Origin of the sequence: Sphingopyxis sp. JAI108, from assembly GCF_013410105.1 — a bacterium.
GTDB classification, from domain to species: domain Bacteria; phylum Pseudomonadota; class Alphaproteobacteria; order Sphingomonadales; family Sphingomonadaceae; genus Sphingopyxis; species Sphingopyxis chilensis.
In genome coordinates this window covers 1,825,738-1,840,070 of record NZ_JACCCJ010000001.1, presented here as the reverse complement: position 1 = coordinate 1,840,070, position 14,333 = coordinate 1,825,738, and the positions used below count along the sequence as shown (strand labels likewise).

The window sequence follows — 14,333 nt, the reverse complement described above, 5'->3', positions numbered from 1 at the left end:
CCTTTGTTCGATCGGTGAAGATCAGAACTGGAACGACGCGTTCGCGAAGAACGTGCGGCCGCGATAGTCGTAACCCGAATACAGCGGCGCATTGCCGATGGTCGTGTAGCCGACTGCCGAAATACGCGGCGGTGCAGTGTCGAACAGGTTCTGGACGCCAACCGTCAGCTCGTACTTTTCTGCAATGTTGAACTGCACCGAAGCCGAGTGGAGGAAGTAGTTCGCCGCTTCGAGATAATAATTATCGCGATAAAGCTGAACCAGTTCCGGATCCGATACGCCGGTCAGTTCGTCGTAGGCAAAGAATTCGTACGTCTTGTTGCGATCCCCATCGATCCAGTCGAGGCCGTAACGCAGCGTCACGTTGTTGAACCGATAGGTCGCGTCGAAGCTGCCGACCCAATCGGGGTTCACAACCGTACCATTCGAGTCGGTCAGGAACTCTTCGGGGAAGAGGCGGCTCGACTGCTCGGTGAACTTCGTGACTTGCGCGTTCAGCGTGAAACGACCGCCGAACAAATCGCGCGCATAGCGGCCGTTGAACTCAAAGCCCTTGCGGATATCTTCCGACAGGTTGACGAAGCTGCTCGTCACGGTCAGCGCATTGTTTACATCACGCTCGACGAAGCGGCAGAAGCCTTCGTTCGGATTGAAGTTCGAATCGCCATAGCAACGGTTCAAGATCGTCCCGGCATCGAGGTCGGCAACACCGTTGCTCACCTTGATATCGAAATAGTCGAGCGACAGCGAGAGCTGCCCGACCGATTCGGGCAGGACCGGGCGAACAACGACGCCCACCGACCAGTTTTTCGACGTTTCGGCTTCCAGCCCCGCTTCGGCGCCGCCGACCCGGAAGGTCGTGATGCCGCTGTTCTGCTGGAAGTCAGCGGGCAAGCCGATCGAGGCGCAGTTCGCCGCGATGATCTGCTGGTTCGGGTTCTGCTCGGAGGCCGGCGGCAAGTCGTCGCACGGATCGAGCGTGCTGCCGAGGAAGCCGCTGGTTGCACCGAGGAACTGCTCGGCGAGAGCCGGGGCACGATAGGAGGTGCCATAGCTTGCACGCAGCCCGAAACCGCGGATCGGTTCCCATTCGGCCGCGACCTTGAACGTCGTATCCGAGCCATAGGACTTATAGTCCGTATAGCGGGCCGAGGCCGTCAGGTTGAGGCGATAGAAGCCTGGAGTGTCGGCGAGGATCGGGACGAAGATTTCGCCATAGATTTCCTTGACGCTGTCCTTGCCCACCGTCGGCGTTGCGGCGGTGAGGCCTAGCAGGTTGCCGTTGAGCGAGTTTACATCGGGCTGGTCGTCGATGCTCTGCTTGCGATATTCGGCGCCCAACGCGAGTTGGACGTCGCCACCGGGCATGGCGAACAGCGGACCGTCGACGTTGAACGCGAAGGTCGTTTCGCGGAACTTCGTCTTGCCGATCGTGTTTACGAGGATCCAGTCTTTCCAATCCTGCGGCAAACGACCGCCGATTACGTCAGCTGAAAGCGCAGGCGCAGCGACGCAGTTCGGGTTTGTCGCGAGGCTGGCGCAGCTGAAGGTGCCGTCACCGTTGTCGACCACGTCGAGCGACTGAGCCATACGATCGATCAGGAAGGATTCGATCTCATAGGTGCCGTCGTTCCACGATTTGCCGACATAGGCGTCATAGCGCCACTGCGGCAGGAAGAAATCGCCGCGAACGCCGCCCGACACGCGGGCGTAATCAACCTGCTGCCTCGAATCGGTAAGACCGAAACCGATGAAGCCGCGCGCGGCGACGAGTCGGCCGCCCGAAGTTTCGTTCGGGTTGAGGAATGCGCCATCGCGAAGTTCGGCGGGAAGCAACGGGCTGCCCTGAACATAATCGAGCGAGAGCTGGCGATACAGCGGCGAAGCCGACTTGCGGCGGGTAACGAGCGCCTCACCATAGATTTCGGCGTTGCCGAGGATGTCGGTGCTGTAGGTGCCCGAAAGATAGCCGGTGTAGATTTCCGCCTCGGTGATCAGCGGCTCTTCTTCCTGGACGGGATCGAAGGTGTCGCGATCATAGAAACCGACGCCCAGATAGCCGGGGAACGGGCCCGTCGTCTGGCCGGGGGCGGGGATGAAGCGGTTGAAATTGCCCACCGTGCCGCTGGTGCGGCCGATCGCGGCACGAGTCGGAAGGCCGAGCGTGTTGATCGTCACGCCGCCATTGTCGAGCGTGAAGCAGGAGGTCCCGTCGAAACCGACGCCGTCGCCCGAGCCGAACTCCGAACCTTCACCGGTCAGGAAGCCGCCGATGGGGCAGTCGAGCCACGATACATCGTTGCGAGCGAGCTTGTTGCGCTTGCGATACTCGACCGAGCCGATGATGTTCAGGCGATCGCTTTCGAAGCCGAACGAGGCTGCGACGCGCTTGTCGATGCCGGCGCCGACTTCGGGCACGTTGATCTGGCCTTCGATGTGCAGGCCGCGAAGCTTGTTGTCGGTGATGATGTTGACAACGCCGGCAACGGCGTCCGAGCCGTAAATCGACGACGCGCCGGCCTTCAGCACTTCGATGCTGCTGACGATCGCGGTCGGCAGGACGTTAAGGTCGGCCGCGAGGACCGAACCGCGCGTCCCGCCCGGCGCCAGGCGGCGGCCGTTGAGCAGGACCAGCGTGCGGCTGGGGCCCAGGTTGCGCAGACCGAGCGTGTTGGCGCCGGTGCCGCCGTCGGTAACGAAGCCGCCATAGAAGTTGTTGATCTGGCCCGAACCCTGGGTGACGGCGTTGCTCTGCAGCGCGTCGGCGGCGCTGTTAAAGCCCGCCTGGGTGATTTCTTCGGCGGTGATCACGGTGATCGGTTCGGCGACCGAAAATTCGTCGCGGCGAATGCGCGAGCCGGTGACGACGATGGCTTGGGTTTCAGCGCTGCTGGTGGCCTCATCCGCCGGAGCGGCTTCCGCAGTTGCGGCATCTTGGGCGAACGCAGGCTGGCTCACGGATATCGCTACCGCAAAAGCGGTAGCACCCAAAAGCAGGTGCGACTTATTCATCAATGTAACTCCCCGGTTGGCCCGTTCGAAGATTGGAGAATGAACGGATTGCCCCCTAGAAAGGCGGAAAAAAGCGGGAGCACAAGCCTCACATGGCATTTTTATGTCACCGCTCGTTTATGACACTCGGGATGTGCCATTTCTGCAACAGTAGGCGGCAAACGACCGAAAATCGTCCGGATAATATGCTTATGTTCCAGCGACATGAATTTCCGCTAGTTCCGTATCTGCGCGATGATAATTTCAGAATTTATGTTGCATTTGTAACTAAATTATTTCTTGCCCATTTTGCTGCGCTGTATCGCAATGCAAACATCTGCGGCCAACCGACCGGCTTTGAGCGATGAACGGACGCGCCGTTGCGGGCTCGGCACGATCTTCTTTCCGCGCGATCCCGCATGATTCCGAATCGCCCCATAGAACGGGTCGGGACGCCATGGTCGCAGCATGTTGCGACGCATCATAATTTGATGCTAATGCCATGGCCTATCCGGTGCGGCGCGGTCGCCATAGTTCCGGGATTCAGGGAGCGCGGGTGAAAAATGGCGAAGTCCAAGGGGACGACGGAAGGTGACGTCGTCACGATCAAGAAATACGCCAACCGGCGGCTCTACGATACCGAACGCAGTTGCTATATTACGCTCGACGATCTCGGCACGATGGTCCGCGACGGCCGCGATTTCCGCGTCGTCGATGCGAAAAGCGGCGAAGACATCACGCATAATGTCCTCACGCAAATCATCATGGACGAGGAAACGCGCGGCGAAACCCTGTTGCCGGTCAATTTCCTGCGCCACCTGATCGGCATGTATGGCGACAAGATGCAGTCGATGGTGCCGCAATATCTCGAAGCGTCGATGACGGCGTTCCGCAAGAACCAGCAGGATGTCCGTTCGGCGTTCGAAGGGGCGCTCGGCTCGAACCCGCTCGCCGAACTCACCCGCCGCAACATGGAAATGTTTCAGCAAGCCGCGGGCGCATTCATACCAGGCGCCGGCGCGAACAAGGCGAAAGATGCCGAAATCGCAGAGCTGAAAGCCGAAATCGCCCAACTCAGGGCCGAGCTCGCCAAAAAATAATCCGGAACCGCAGCGCGGTACCAAAGCACAGAAACAGGACAAATGATCAAGCATGCGCTCAGCGTAACCCGTCAGGCCGACTTCGCGGCCTGGTACCAAGATGTCATTGCCGAGGCCGACCTCGCCGAGGAATCGGGGGTGCGCGGCTGCATGGTGATCAAACCGTGGGGCTATGGCATCTGGGAACGCATCCAGAAGGTGATGGACGCCGCAATCAAGGACGCGGGGGTTCAAAACGCCTATTTCCCGCTCTTCATTCCTTTGAGCTTCTTTGAGAAGGAAGCCGACCATGTCGATGGTTTTGCGAAGGAAATGGCCGTCGTCACCCATCACCGCCTGATCGCGGACGGGAAGGGCAAGCTCGTCCCCGATCCCGAGGCGAAGCTCGAGGAGCCGCTGATCGTCCGCCCGACGTCGGAAACCGTCATCGGCTCGGCGATGAGCCGCTGGGTGCAGAGCTGGCGCGACCTGCCGCTGAAGGTCAACCAGTGGGCGAACGTCGTGCGTTGGGAAATGCGCACGCGGATGTTCCTGCGCACCAGCGAATTCCTCTGGCAGGAAGGCCATACGGCGCACGCCGACCGGGATGATGCGATGGCCGAAACGCTGCGCGCGCTCGAAATGTACCGCGCCTTCGCCGAGGATGTCCTCGCGATGCCCGTGATCGCGGGCGAAAAGCCCGAGAATGAGCGCTTCCCGGGCGCCGTCGCGACCTATTCGATCGAAGCGATGATGCAGGATGGCAAGGCGCTGCAGGCCGGCACTTCGCATTATCTCGGCACCGGCTTCGCCGAGGCGGCGAACATCCGTTACCAGGACAAGGACGGCGGCCACAGCCTCTGCCACACGACGAGTTGGGGTACTTCGACGCGCATGATCGGCGGCGTCATCATGACGCACGGCGACGATGACGGCCTGCGCTGTCCTCCGCGCATCGCGCCGCACCAGATCGTCATCGTGCCGATGCTGCGCGACAATGAGGAAGATGCCGCGATCCTCGATTATTGCCGCGACCTCGAAGCCAGCCTCAAGGCGCTCGATGCCTTCCGCGAACCCGTGCGCGTGCTGCTCGATACCAGCGGCGCGAAGGCGCAGACCAAGCGGTGGGGCTGGGTCAAGAAGGGCGCGCCAATCATCGTCGAAGTCGGTCCGCGCGACGTCGCGGGCGGCAATGTCGCGGTGATCCGCCGGGACCGGCTCTATCAGGAAAGCGGCAAGCTCAATTCGGCGTTCATCGCAAAGAGCGATTTCATCGCCGACGCGGCCGCGACGCTCGATGATATCCAGTCGAGCCTCCATGCCGAGGCAAGCGAGCGGCTTCACGCCAGTATCCGCCGCGACGTGACCGACCTCGCGGCGCATTTCGCCGGTGACGACAAGTTCGTCGGCTGGGTCGAAGTCCAATGGTCGCGCCCGACCGGCGCTACGCTGGACAAGATCGTCGAGCAGCTAAAATCTCTCAAGCTCACGATGCGCAACACGCCGCTCGATGCCGCGCCGGCCGATGGTCCCTGCGTCTTCACCGGCGAACCGGCCGTCGAGCGAGTACTGATCGGGCGGACCTACTGAGCTTTAGCGCCCTTGCGCCGGGAGGCATGGCGTTCTAGCCTTCGCGCCGAGGGGCTCGAAGGAGACTGTCGATGCGATATCCCTTGCTGGTCGCTGCCGCGACGCTGGCGCTAGCTGCGCTTCCCGCCGCGGCCCACCATGGCTGGTCGTCCTATGACGAGACCAAGCCGGTAACCTTGACCGCGTCTTTCACCGAATTGTCGTGGGGCAACCCGCACGGTAGCGCCAAGATGCGCTGGAAGGGCAAGGTCTGGGACGTCATATTGGCGCCGGTCGGCCGCATGGAAGCGCGCGGGCTGACGCGCGCCGAGATCGAACCCGGCAAGCGCTTTCGCCTGACCGGCTATGTCCGGCGCGACGGCGCCGCCGAAATGCGGGTCGAACGCGTGATGGTCGGCAAGAAGACGGTCGAGTTGCGCTGAGCGAAGCGGCGTGGAGCCTGTCCTGACTGCCGCTGCGGAGTGGCTCGATACGACCGGCATCGGGCCGTGGTCGCGCGGGTCGACGCTCGTCTATCCCGTCGCCAATACGCTGCACCTGCTGGGCTTGATCATGTTGGTCGGAGGGATTGGCGTCGTCGACCTCAGGGTCATGGGCCTGTGGAGAAGCCTGCCGGTAATGGAAATCTCGCGCGCGCTCACGCCGGTCGCTATCGCCGGGCTCATCCTGATGGCGATCAGCGGCGTGATCTTGTTCGCCGCCGACGGCCCAGCACTCGCGAGATCGACCATATTCGAGCGAAAGCTGGTCATCATCGCGATTGCCTTGGCCAATGCGACCGCCTTCAGACTGGTCTGGGACGCCGATATGGCGCGCTGGTCCGGCAGGGCGCCCGCCGCAGCGCGGGCGATGGCGGCGGCTTCGCTGCTCCTCTGGCTCGCCGCGGGCGCGTCGGGGCGCTGGATCGCCTACAGCTGACGGCGGCAAGGCCGCGCTAGTGCTTGGTAATGCCCGCCAGCGCGCTTATAGCCTTTCGCCAATGAAAAAGCGCTCGAACAACTCGCCCGGCTTGCCCAGCAGCCAACAGATTCTCGACTTCATCACGGCGTCCGACCAGCCGGTGGGAAAGCGCGAGATCGCCAAGCATTTTGCGCTCCACGGCAACGACAAGATCGCGCTGAAAGCGTTGCTCAAGGACATGACCGACGAGGGGTTGGTCGATCTGGCGCCCGGACGGGCATTCCACAAGCATGGTGGGTTGCCGCGCGTCACGGTGCTACGCGTCGCGGCGATCGAGGGAAGCAACCTCTGGGCGGTGCCCGATCGTTGGGAAGGCGCCGGTCCGGCTCCGCGGCTGCGCGTGATGGAGCAGGGGCGGAAAGGCGCGCTGGGCGTCGGCGACCGCATACTCGCGCGCACCGAGGAACGCGGCAGCGGCCATGTCGCACACCCGATGAAGCGGCTGCAGGCGAGCGCAGAGATGGTGATCGGCGTGCTCGTCGAGGATATCGGGCCGGGCGGCAAGCCGATGGTCTGGCTGCGGCCTGCCGACAAGCGCGCGCGCTATGACTTCGCTGTCGCTGACAAGGGCGACGCGGATATCGGCGACTTGGTTCGCGCCGAACTCACGGGGCGAGGGGCAGCGATCAAGGCGAAGGTCATCGACCGCATCGGCGATCCCTTCGCGCCCAAATCGCTCAGCATGATCGCGATTGCGCGGCATGAAATCCCGCATGTCTTTGGCGCCGAAACGCTCGCCGAGGCGGGGCATGCGGCGAAGCTGCCGCTCACCCCCGACGGCCGCGAGGATCTTCGCGACCTGCCGGTCGTCGCGATCGATCCCATAGATGCGCGCGACCATGACGATGCCGTCTGGGCGATCCCCGACGACGAGCCGGGCAACAAGGGCGGCTTTCGCGCGATCGTCGCGATCGCCGACGTCAGCTATTATGTCCGTCCCGACGGGGCGCTCGATCGCGAGGCGCGGCGGCGCGGCAACAGCGTCTATTTCCCCGACCAGGTCGTGCCGATGCTGCCCGAAACGCTGTCGGCCGGCGTCTGCTCGCTGAAAGCCGGGCAGGACCGCGCCGCAATGGCGTGCCATCTCGTCATCGACAAGCATGGCAAGGTGACGTCATGGCGGTTCACGCGCGCGCTGGTCAGGCTGCGCGCGAACATCGCCTATGAGCATGCGCAGGCGGCTTACGACAGCGACGCGCCGCGCGATGACTGGGACGCCGACGTGCTCCCCACGCTCAAGAATTTATGGGCGTGCTGGACGCTGCTGGCAAAGGCGCGCGCCGCCCGCGCGCCGCTCGACCTCGACCTGCCCGAACGGCAGGTCATCCTCGACGAGGCAGGCGGAATCGCCGAAATCCGCGTCCGCGACCGGCTCGATTCGATGCGGTTGATCGAGGATTATATGATCGCGGCGAATGTCGCGGCGGCGAAGGCGCTGGAGGCTAAGAAGTCACCCGTCATGTACCGCATCCACGAGCCGCCGAGCCGCGAAAAGCTCGTCAGCCTCAAGGATTATCTCGAAACCTTCGAACAGAGCTTTGCGCTCGGGCAGGTCATCACCCCCGCGGTGTTCAACCGGCTGATCGACGGCTTTTCCGAAGACGACCGGCTGCCCGAAATCATGCAGGCGATCCTGCGCAGCCAGACGCAGGCCTACTACGGCCCCGCCAACGCGGGCCACTTCGGCCTCGCGCTTGGCAGCTACGCGCATTTCACTTCGCCGATCCGTCGCTACGCCGACCTGATCGTCCACCGCGCGCTCGTCGATTCCTACAAGCTCGAAGTCCCCGGCAAGCCCAAGGGCCTGCCCGCGCGCACGGGGCTTGGGGAGGCTGACGCCAAGGGGCTGTCGCGCATCGGCGAAGCGATCAGCGCGCTCGAACGCCGCGCGATGGAGGCCGAGCGCGAGACGGTCGACCGCTATGTCGCCGCCTATCTCGCGACCAGGACGGGCGAGATCGTCGTCGCGCGCATCACCGGGGTGCAGCCTTTCGGTTTCTTCGCGACCGTCGACGGGCTCGGCGGCGACGGGCTGGTGCCCGTATCGACGCTGGGCAGCGAGCGCTTCTTCTACGACGAGGCCGCACGCAGCCTTGACAGCGAGCATGGACGGGTGAGCTTTACCGTCGGCCAGCGGATCGAGCTTCGACTGATGGACGCCAATCCGATCAGCGGCGCACTACGCTTCGAACTGCCCGACGCCCCCGAGGGCGGCTTTCGGAACCGCCCGCCGCGGCGAGATGGGGTGAAGAAAACCGGCAAGGACAAGGGCGGCAAGCATATGGTCGGCAAACGCGGTCGTCCGGCGAATATCAAGCACAAGGGCCGGCGCAGATAGCTCCTCGCCGAATAACTATTTTCCAGCGAGCTTCTGCAACAACGCCGCACTTTCCGCATCGGCTGGGAAAAACGCCTCGATCGCGAGTTCGGACAGCGTGATGTCGACGGGTGTTCCGAAGATCGTCACCGTCGAGACAAAGCGGATTTGTCCCATCGGCGTGTCGAGGATCAGCGGGACCGCGATGCCGTTCGCCAAGCCGCGATGATGCTCGTCTTCGGCGGCCGGATAGCCGGCCAATTCCTCGCGCAATGCGACCAGTCCGGCGTCGGCGCTCGCGTCGATCTGGTGGTCGAGCCGTTCGAGAATATGCGCGCGCCATTCGCCGTGATTAGCGATATGCGGCGCGAGCCCCTCGGGATGCAGCGCAATGCGCAGCACGTTGACCGGTGGTTCGAACAGATGCGGTGCCGCAAGCCCTGCGAGAATTCCGACCGCGCTGTTCGCCGCGACCATATTCCAGTGCCGGTCCACCGCGAGCGCGGGGTAGGGCTCGTGCCCCTTCAGCACATGCTCGACGATCGCGCGCATTCCCGCCATTTCGTCGCTGTCGAGCGGCCGTTCCTGATAGTCGGGAGCATAACCCGCCGCCAGCAACATCGCATTGCGCGCACGGTGCGGCACGTCGAGGCAGTCGGCGATTCGCTGCAACATTTGGGCGCTCGGCTTCGACCGCCCCGTCTCGATAAAGCTCAGGTGGCGCGTTGAAATCTCGGTATCGAGCGCGAGGTCCATCTGGCTCATCCGGCGGCGGGTGCGCCATTCGCGGAGTTGTTCGCCCAGCGGTGCGACTTGCATGATCGTCTCCTTCTGCGGCCAGAGCTATACCTCGTCCTTCTCCTTTTCCATTACCTTGGGCGTAATCGACTGACTGCATTTGCTGGGCCAGATGGGACGGGCAATCGAAAGGAGAACATCATGTCCATCTTCAATCTCAAGAACACGCTGATCATCGATGCCATCACCTGCACGGCGTTGTTCGTCCTGTGTGTGTTTGCGACCGCGACGGTCGCCGCGCTGCTCGGCCTCCCCTCCGAAGTGGTGACCGTCGCGGGTTGGATCGGCCTTCCCTCGGCTCTGCTGATGCTGTTCGTTGCCAATCAGAAGGAGCCGAGCAAGGGACTCGCGAACCTGATTGCGATCGGCAATCTGGGGTGGGTCGCTGCCAGTTTTGCCGTTCTCGCGATTTTCGCCGGACAGATGACCGCGCTCGGCATTGCCATTGTCATCGTGCAGGCGATCGGCGTCCTGGTATTTGCAATTTACGAAGCGAAAGGCGCTGCGGCGCTGTCGCGTCCCGCCACCGTCTAACTCAGCGCGTCGAGCCGGGCGATATCGATGCCGCCCGGCACCAGCATCACCGGGCAGGGCAGCGACCCCGCATCCTGTCCGGTGAAATAGGCGACGAGCGGTCCCGGGGGGCCGCTCGCAGCCGTCGCGAGCACCAGCGCCGCAATCTCGTCATTGGCGCGGATCATTTCGCAAACCACCTCGGCGGGCTTGCCCGATTTGACCATGACTTGCGGCGTCACGCCGGCTTCCTGCACCACCGCGTCGGCGGCGGCGGCCACCAGTTCCTCGGCATGTTCGCGCGCCTCGGCCTCGATCGTCGCCTGCACGCCGCCAAAGGCGACGAAATCCTGCGGCGGGATGATCGCGAGCACCATGACACCGCCGCCCGTCCGCGCCGCGCGGCGCGCGGCAAAGCGCAGCGCCAGCGCCGCCTCCGGACTGTCGTCGATCACCACCAGATATGTCCGCATCGCCCCGACCCCTCGTGTTTTTGCTTGGCGCCAAGAGTGCGTCACATTCGTATGAAACGCAAGCTGGCCCGCTGGACCTTGACCGATGCAGGGCTTATGGCGAGGAAGAATCCGTAGCGGCAGGCCCCGCCTGCAAGACTGACAGGGACACGCCTAAACATGCCAATCGAACTGAAAATGCCCGCTCTCTCGCCGACGATGGAGGAGGGCGCCCTTGCCAAATGGCTGGTGAAGGAGGGCGACACGGTCAAGTCGGGCGACCTGCTCGCCGAAATCGAAACCGACAAGGCGACGATGGAATTCGAGGCGGTCGACGAGGGCACGGTCGCCCGGATTCTCGTCGCCGAAGGCACCGATGGCGTGAAGGTCGGCACCGTGATCGCGGTGATCGCGGGCGAAGATGAGGATGCGAGCGAAGCCAAGGCCGCGCCCGCACCGGCCCCTGCCGCCGAACCCAAGACCGAAGCCGCGCCGGCGGCGCCGGCTGCACCCTCCGCCGCGGCTCCGGCGCCCGCACCCGCACCCGCACCGGCCGCTTCGGGAGACCGCATCAAGGCCAGCCCGCTCGCCAAGCGCCTCGCCGCCGAACAGGGCATCGACCTCAAGAGCCTGACCGGCACCGGCCCCGGCGGCCGCGTCGTCAAGGCCGACCTCGAAGGCGCGCCTGCTGGCACCGCAGCGCCCGCTCCCACCGCCGCCGCGCCGACCGCAACCCCCGCACCGGCCACCGCCGGCGCGATCCCCGATTTCGGCATCCCGCACGAGGATGAAAAGCTGTCGGGCATGCGCAAGACGATCGCGCGCCGCCTGACCGAGTCGATGCAGCAATCGCCGCACATCTACCTGACCGTCGACATCCGCCTCGACGCGCTGCTCAAGCTGCGCGGCGAACTCAACGCCAGCCTCGAAAGCCGCGGCGTCAAGCTCAGCGTCAACGACATGCTGATCAAGGCGCTCGCGGTCGCGCTCGAACGCGTGCCCGCGTGCAACGTCAGCTTCGGCGGCGATGTGATGCGCAAATACAGCCGCGCCGACATCTCGGTCGCGGTCAGCATTCCGGGCGGCCTCATCACCCCGATCATCGTCGATGCCGGCGGCAAGTCGATGTCGAAAATCTCGACCGAAATGTCCGAACTCGCGGCCAAGGCCAAGGAAGGCAAGCTCCAGCCCGCCGAATATCAGGGCGGCACCGCCTCGATCTCGAACATGGGCATGATGGGGATCAAGCAGTTCACCGCCGTCATCAACCCGCCGCAGGCCATGATCATGGCGATCGGCGCGGGCGAGAAGCGGCCCTACATCGTCGACGACGCGCTCGCGATCGCGACGGTGATGTCGGCGACCGGCAGCTTCGACCACCGCGCGATCGACGGCGCAGACGGCGCGCTGCTGATGAAGACCTTCAAGGAGCTTGTTGAAAGCCCGCTGGGACTGGTGGCGTAACATGGCTGACACCAACTACGACCTCATCGTCCTCGGCTCAGGGCCCGGCGGCTATGTTGCGGCGATCCGCGCGGCTCAATTGGGCCTGAAAACCGCGATCGTCGAGCGCGAGAATCTCGGCGGCATCTGCCTCAACTGGGGCTGCATTCCGACCAAGGCGCTTCTGCGTTCGGCCGAGATCTATCATTATATGCAGCATGCGGGCGATTACGGCCTCGTCGCGGCGCAGATCAGCGCCGATATTGACGCGGTGGTGAAGCGTAGCCGCGGCGTCGCGAAACAGCTGAGCCAGGGCGTCGCCTTCCTGATGAAGAAGCACAAGATCACCGTCCATATGGGCGAGGGCAAGCTGACCGCGCCCGGCAAATTGGAAGTGAAGGGCGAGAAGGGCACCGAAACCCTCACCGCCAAGAATGTCATCGTCGCGACCGGCGCGCGCGCCCGCGACCTGCCGTTCGCCCCCGCCGACGGCAAGCGCATCTGGACCTATCGCCACGCGCTCGTGCCGCCCGAAATGCCGAAGAAGCTGCTCGTCATCGGATCGGGCGCGATCGGGATCGAATTTGCGAGCTTCTACAGCGACATGGGCGTCGATGTTACTGTCGTCGAAATGCTCGACCGCCTCGTCCCCGTCGAGGATGCCGACGTGTCGGCCTTCCTCGAGAAACAGCTCAAGAAGCAGGGCATGACGATCTTCACCGGCGCCGGGGTCGAAGAGCTAAAGGCGACCGCGACCGGCGTCACCGCGAAGATCAAGACCAAGGACGGCAAGGTCGAAAGCGCCGAATTCAGCCATGCCATTGTCGCCATCGGCATCGTCCCGAACACCGAGAATATCGGGCTGGAGGCGCTGGGCGTGAAGACCACCAAGGGCCATATCGACACCGACGCGATGTGCCGCACCAACGTCCCCGGCATCTGGGCGATCGGCGACGTCACCGCGCCGCCGTGGCTCGCGCACAAGGCGATGCACGAATCGGTGATTTCGGTCGAGGCGATCGCGGGCAACCACCCGCACGCGATGGACCCGCGCAACATCCCGGGCTGTACCTATTGCCGCCCACAGATCGCCAGCGTCGGCCTGACCGAAGCGAAGGCCAAGGAACTCGGCTACGAGGTGAAGGCCGGCACCTTCCCCTTCATCGGCAACGGCAAGGCGATTGCGCTCGGCGAATCCGAGGGTTTCACCAAGACGGTGTTCGACGCGAAGACCGGCGAACTGCTCGGCGCGCACATGATCGGCGCCGAGGTCACCGAGCTGATCCAGGGCTATACGATCGGCAAGACCGCGGAGCTGGTCGAGGATGATTTCATCGGCACCGTCTTCCCGCATCCGACGCTCAGCGAAACGATGCACGAAGGCGTGCTCGCGGCGTTCGGGCGGCCGCTGCATATTTGACCATTCGATCCTCCCCGTCGCGCAGCCATGGGGAGGGCGCGCTCGCCGCAGGCGAGTGGGGGAGGGGCCCTCTTCTGTCGGCCCCTGCGGGACGCCACCTCCCCATGGCTGCGCGACGGGGAGGATTTTCTTGCTTCGACGTTCAGGCTTTCCCCCCATCGCGGCGGCGCTCCTCATCGCCGTTATCCTGCTCGGTTTCGCGGTGGGCGCAGGATGGACACAGGCCGCCGACTGGCAAATCTCGCACAGCCTTGCGATCCGCGTCGATGAAAGCAGCGCGAGCTTCATATCCTTCATGCAATGGGTAAGCTGGATCGGCGGCGGCACGCCGCGATGGGCCATCGTGATCCTGCTGTGCGGGCTCGTCTGGCACTGGTGCGGCCCGCGCTGCGCCGTCGCGCTCGGCGGTGCGTCGCTGCTCTCGAACCTCGCCTCCAGCCTGCTGAAGCTCGGCTTCCGCCGCGCGCGGCCTGACCTGATCGATCATCTCGACCGTCAGACGAGCTTTTCCTACCCGAGCGGCCATGCGACGAGCGCGGCGGTCGTCTATCTGCTCCTCGCCTGGCTCGCGCCACCGCGCTGGCGGCCGTCAGCATGGGCGCTTGCTGCAACGATGATGCTGCTCACCGGTTTTTCACGCATCATGCTCGGCGTACACTGGGCGAGCGACATTGCCGGCGGCACGATGCTCGGCAGCGCGTTCGCGCTACTCGGCGCCTGGTGGGTCAGCGGGCAGAAGATTTCAGCCTGAAGCATTTTCCGCTGTCCTA

General features: G+C 64.0%; 12 protein-coding genes. 9 read left to right on the top strand and 3 right to left on the bottom strand.

Annotated features, from left to right (window positions below):
* Nucleotides 1-21 precede the first annotated feature (21 nt).
* Complete coding sequence (locus HDC29_RS08930) at nt 22-2,958, bottom strand: TonB-dependent receptor domain-containing protein (RefSeq protein WP_373562778.1); 2,937 nt, start codon at nt 2,956-2,958, stop codon at nt 22-24.
* 596 nt (nt 2,959-3,554) lie between these two features.
* Here HDC29_RS08930 and phaR point away from each other — a divergent pair.
* The 5 genes from phaR to HDC29_RS08905 all read left to right on the top strand — a co-directional run bounded on the left by phaR (nt 3,555) and on the right by HDC29_RS08905 (nt 8,958).
* Nucleotides 3,555-4,091 carry a polyhydroxyalkanoate synthesis repressor PhaR gene (phaR, locus tag HDC29_RS08925; protein WP_179496302.1) on the top strand — a complete coding sequence of 179 codons (537 nt, stop codon included), beginning with the start codon at nt 3,555-3,557 and terminating at the stop codon, nt 4,089-4,091.
* A gap of 42 nt (nt 4,092-4,133) precedes the next feature.
* Nucleotides 4,134-5,660 carry a proline--tRNA ligase gene (proS, locus tag HDC29_RS08920; protein WP_179496300.1) on the top strand — a complete coding sequence of 509 codons (1,527 nt, stop codon included), beginning with the start codon at nt 4,134-4,136 and terminating at the stop codon, nt 5,658-5,660.
* Between the two features lie 71 nt (nt 5,661-5,731).
* Complete coding sequence (locus HDC29_RS08915; RefSeq protein ID WP_179496298.1) at nt 5,732-6,082, top strand: DUF6152 family protein; 351 nt, start codon at nt 5,732-5,734, stop codon at nt 6,080-6,082.
* A gap of 10 nt (nt 6,083-6,092) precedes the next feature.
* Entirely contained in the window at nt 6,093-6,578 is a 486-nt protein-coding gene (locus tag HDC29_RS08910) for a DUF6644 family protein (protein WP_179496296.1), read from the top strand.
* 61 nt (nt 6,579-6,639) lie between these two features.
* Nucleotides 6,640-8,958 carry a ribonuclease R family protein gene (locus HDC29_RS08905; RefSeq protein ID WP_179496294.1) on the top strand — a complete coding sequence of 773 codons (2,319 nt, stop codon included), beginning with the start codon at nt 6,640-6,642 and terminating at the stop codon, nt 8,956-8,958.
* A 15-nt stretch (nt 8,959-8,973) separates the two neighbouring features.
* On the opposite strand, the gene HDC29_RS08900 is transcribed toward HDC29_RS08905, so the two are convergent.
* A complete protein-coding gene (locus HDC29_RS08900; protein WP_179496292.1) occupies nt 8,974-9,756 on the bottom strand; it encodes a helix-turn-helix domain-containing protein in 783 nt (260 codons plus the stop codon).
* A gap of 120 nt (nt 9,757-9,876) precedes the next feature.
* On the opposite strand from HDC29_RS08900, the gene HDC29_RS08895 reads away from it, so the two are divergent.
* Nucleotides 9,877-10,269 carry a hypothetical protein gene (locus HDC29_RS08895; protein ID WP_179496290.1) on the top strand — a complete coding sequence of 131 codons (393 nt, stop codon included), beginning with the start codon at nt 9,877-9,879 and terminating at the stop codon, nt 10,267-10,269.
* On the opposite strand, the gene HDC29_RS08890 is transcribed toward HDC29_RS08895, so the two are convergent.
* Nucleotides 10,266-10,721 carry a universal stress protein gene (locus tag HDC29_RS08890; protein WP_179496287.1) on the bottom strand — a complete coding sequence of 152 codons (456 nt, stop codon included), beginning with the start codon at nt 10,719-10,721 and terminating at the stop codon, nt 10,266-10,268. The two genes, HDC29_RS08895 and HDC29_RS08890, sit on opposite strands and share 4 nt — an antisense overlap.
* 159 nt (nt 10,722-10,880) lie before the next feature.
* Here HDC29_RS08890 and HDC29_RS08885 point away from each other — a divergent pair, with 159 nt between their 5' ends.
* The 3 genes from HDC29_RS08885 (at nt 10,881) to HDC29_RS08875 (ending at nt 14,314) form a co-directional block, all read left to right on the top strand.
* Nucleotides 10,881-12,164, top strand: a complete 1,284-nt coding sequence (locus tag HDC29_RS08885; protein WP_179496285.1) for a pyruvate dehydrogenase complex dihydrolipoamide acetyltransferase — start codon at nt 10,881-10,883, stop codon at nt 12,162-12,164.
* Between the two features lies 1 nt (nt 12,165).
* A complete protein-coding gene (gene lpdA / locus HDC29_RS08880; RefSeq protein WP_179496283.1) occupies nt 12,166-13,563 on the top strand; it encodes a dihydrolipoyl dehydrogenase in 1,398 nt (465 codons plus the stop codon).
* A gap of 130 nt (nt 13,564-13,693) precedes the next feature.
* The gene (locus tag HDC29_RS08875; protein ID WP_179496281.1) at nt 13,694-14,314 is read left to right on the top strand and encodes a phosphatase PAP2 family protein; all 621 of its coding nucleotides are present in this window, start codon (nt 13,694-13,696) and stop codon (nt 14,312-14,314) included.
* The last annotated feature ends 19 nt before the right edge of the window (nt 14,315-14,333 follow it).

Excerpts from the sequence above, each read along its gene's own strand:
- phaR (WP_179496302.1), top strand. The coding sequence starts at position 3,555 with ATGGCGAAGTCCAAGGGGACGACGGAAGGTGACGTCGTCACGATCAAG.
- proS (WP_179496300.1), top strand. The coding sequence starts at position 4,134 with ATGATCAAGCATGCGCTCAGCGTAACCCGTCAGGCCGACTTCGCGGCC.
- HDC29_RS08915 (WP_179496298.1), top strand. The coding sequence starts at position 5,732 with ATGCGATATCCCTTGCTGGTCGCTGCCGCGACGCTGGCGCTAGCTGCG.
- HDC29_RS08905 (WP_179496294.1), top strand. The coding sequence starts at position 6,640 with ATGAAAAAGCGCTCGAACAACTCGCCCGGCTTGCCCAGCAGCCAACAG.
- HDC29_RS08900 (WP_179496292.1), bottom strand. The coding sequence starts at position 9,756 with ATGCAAGTCGCACCGCTGGGCGAACAACTCCGCGAATGGCGCACCCGC.
- HDC29_RS08895 (WP_179496290.1), top strand. The coding sequence starts at position 9,877 with ATGTCCATCTTCAATCTCAAGAACACGCTGATCATCGATGCCATCACC.
- HDC29_RS08890 (WP_179496287.1), bottom strand. The coding sequence starts at position 10,721 with ATGCGGACATATCTGGTGGTGATCGACGACAGTCCGGAGGCGGCGCTG.
- HDC29_RS08885 (WP_179496285.1), top strand. The coding sequence starts at position 10,881 with ATGCCAATCGAACTGAAAATGCCCGCTCTCTCGCCGACGATGGAGGAG.
- lpdA (WP_179496283.1), top strand. The coding sequence starts at position 12,166 with ATGGCTGACACCAACTACGACCTCATCGTCCTCGGCTCAGGGCCCGGC.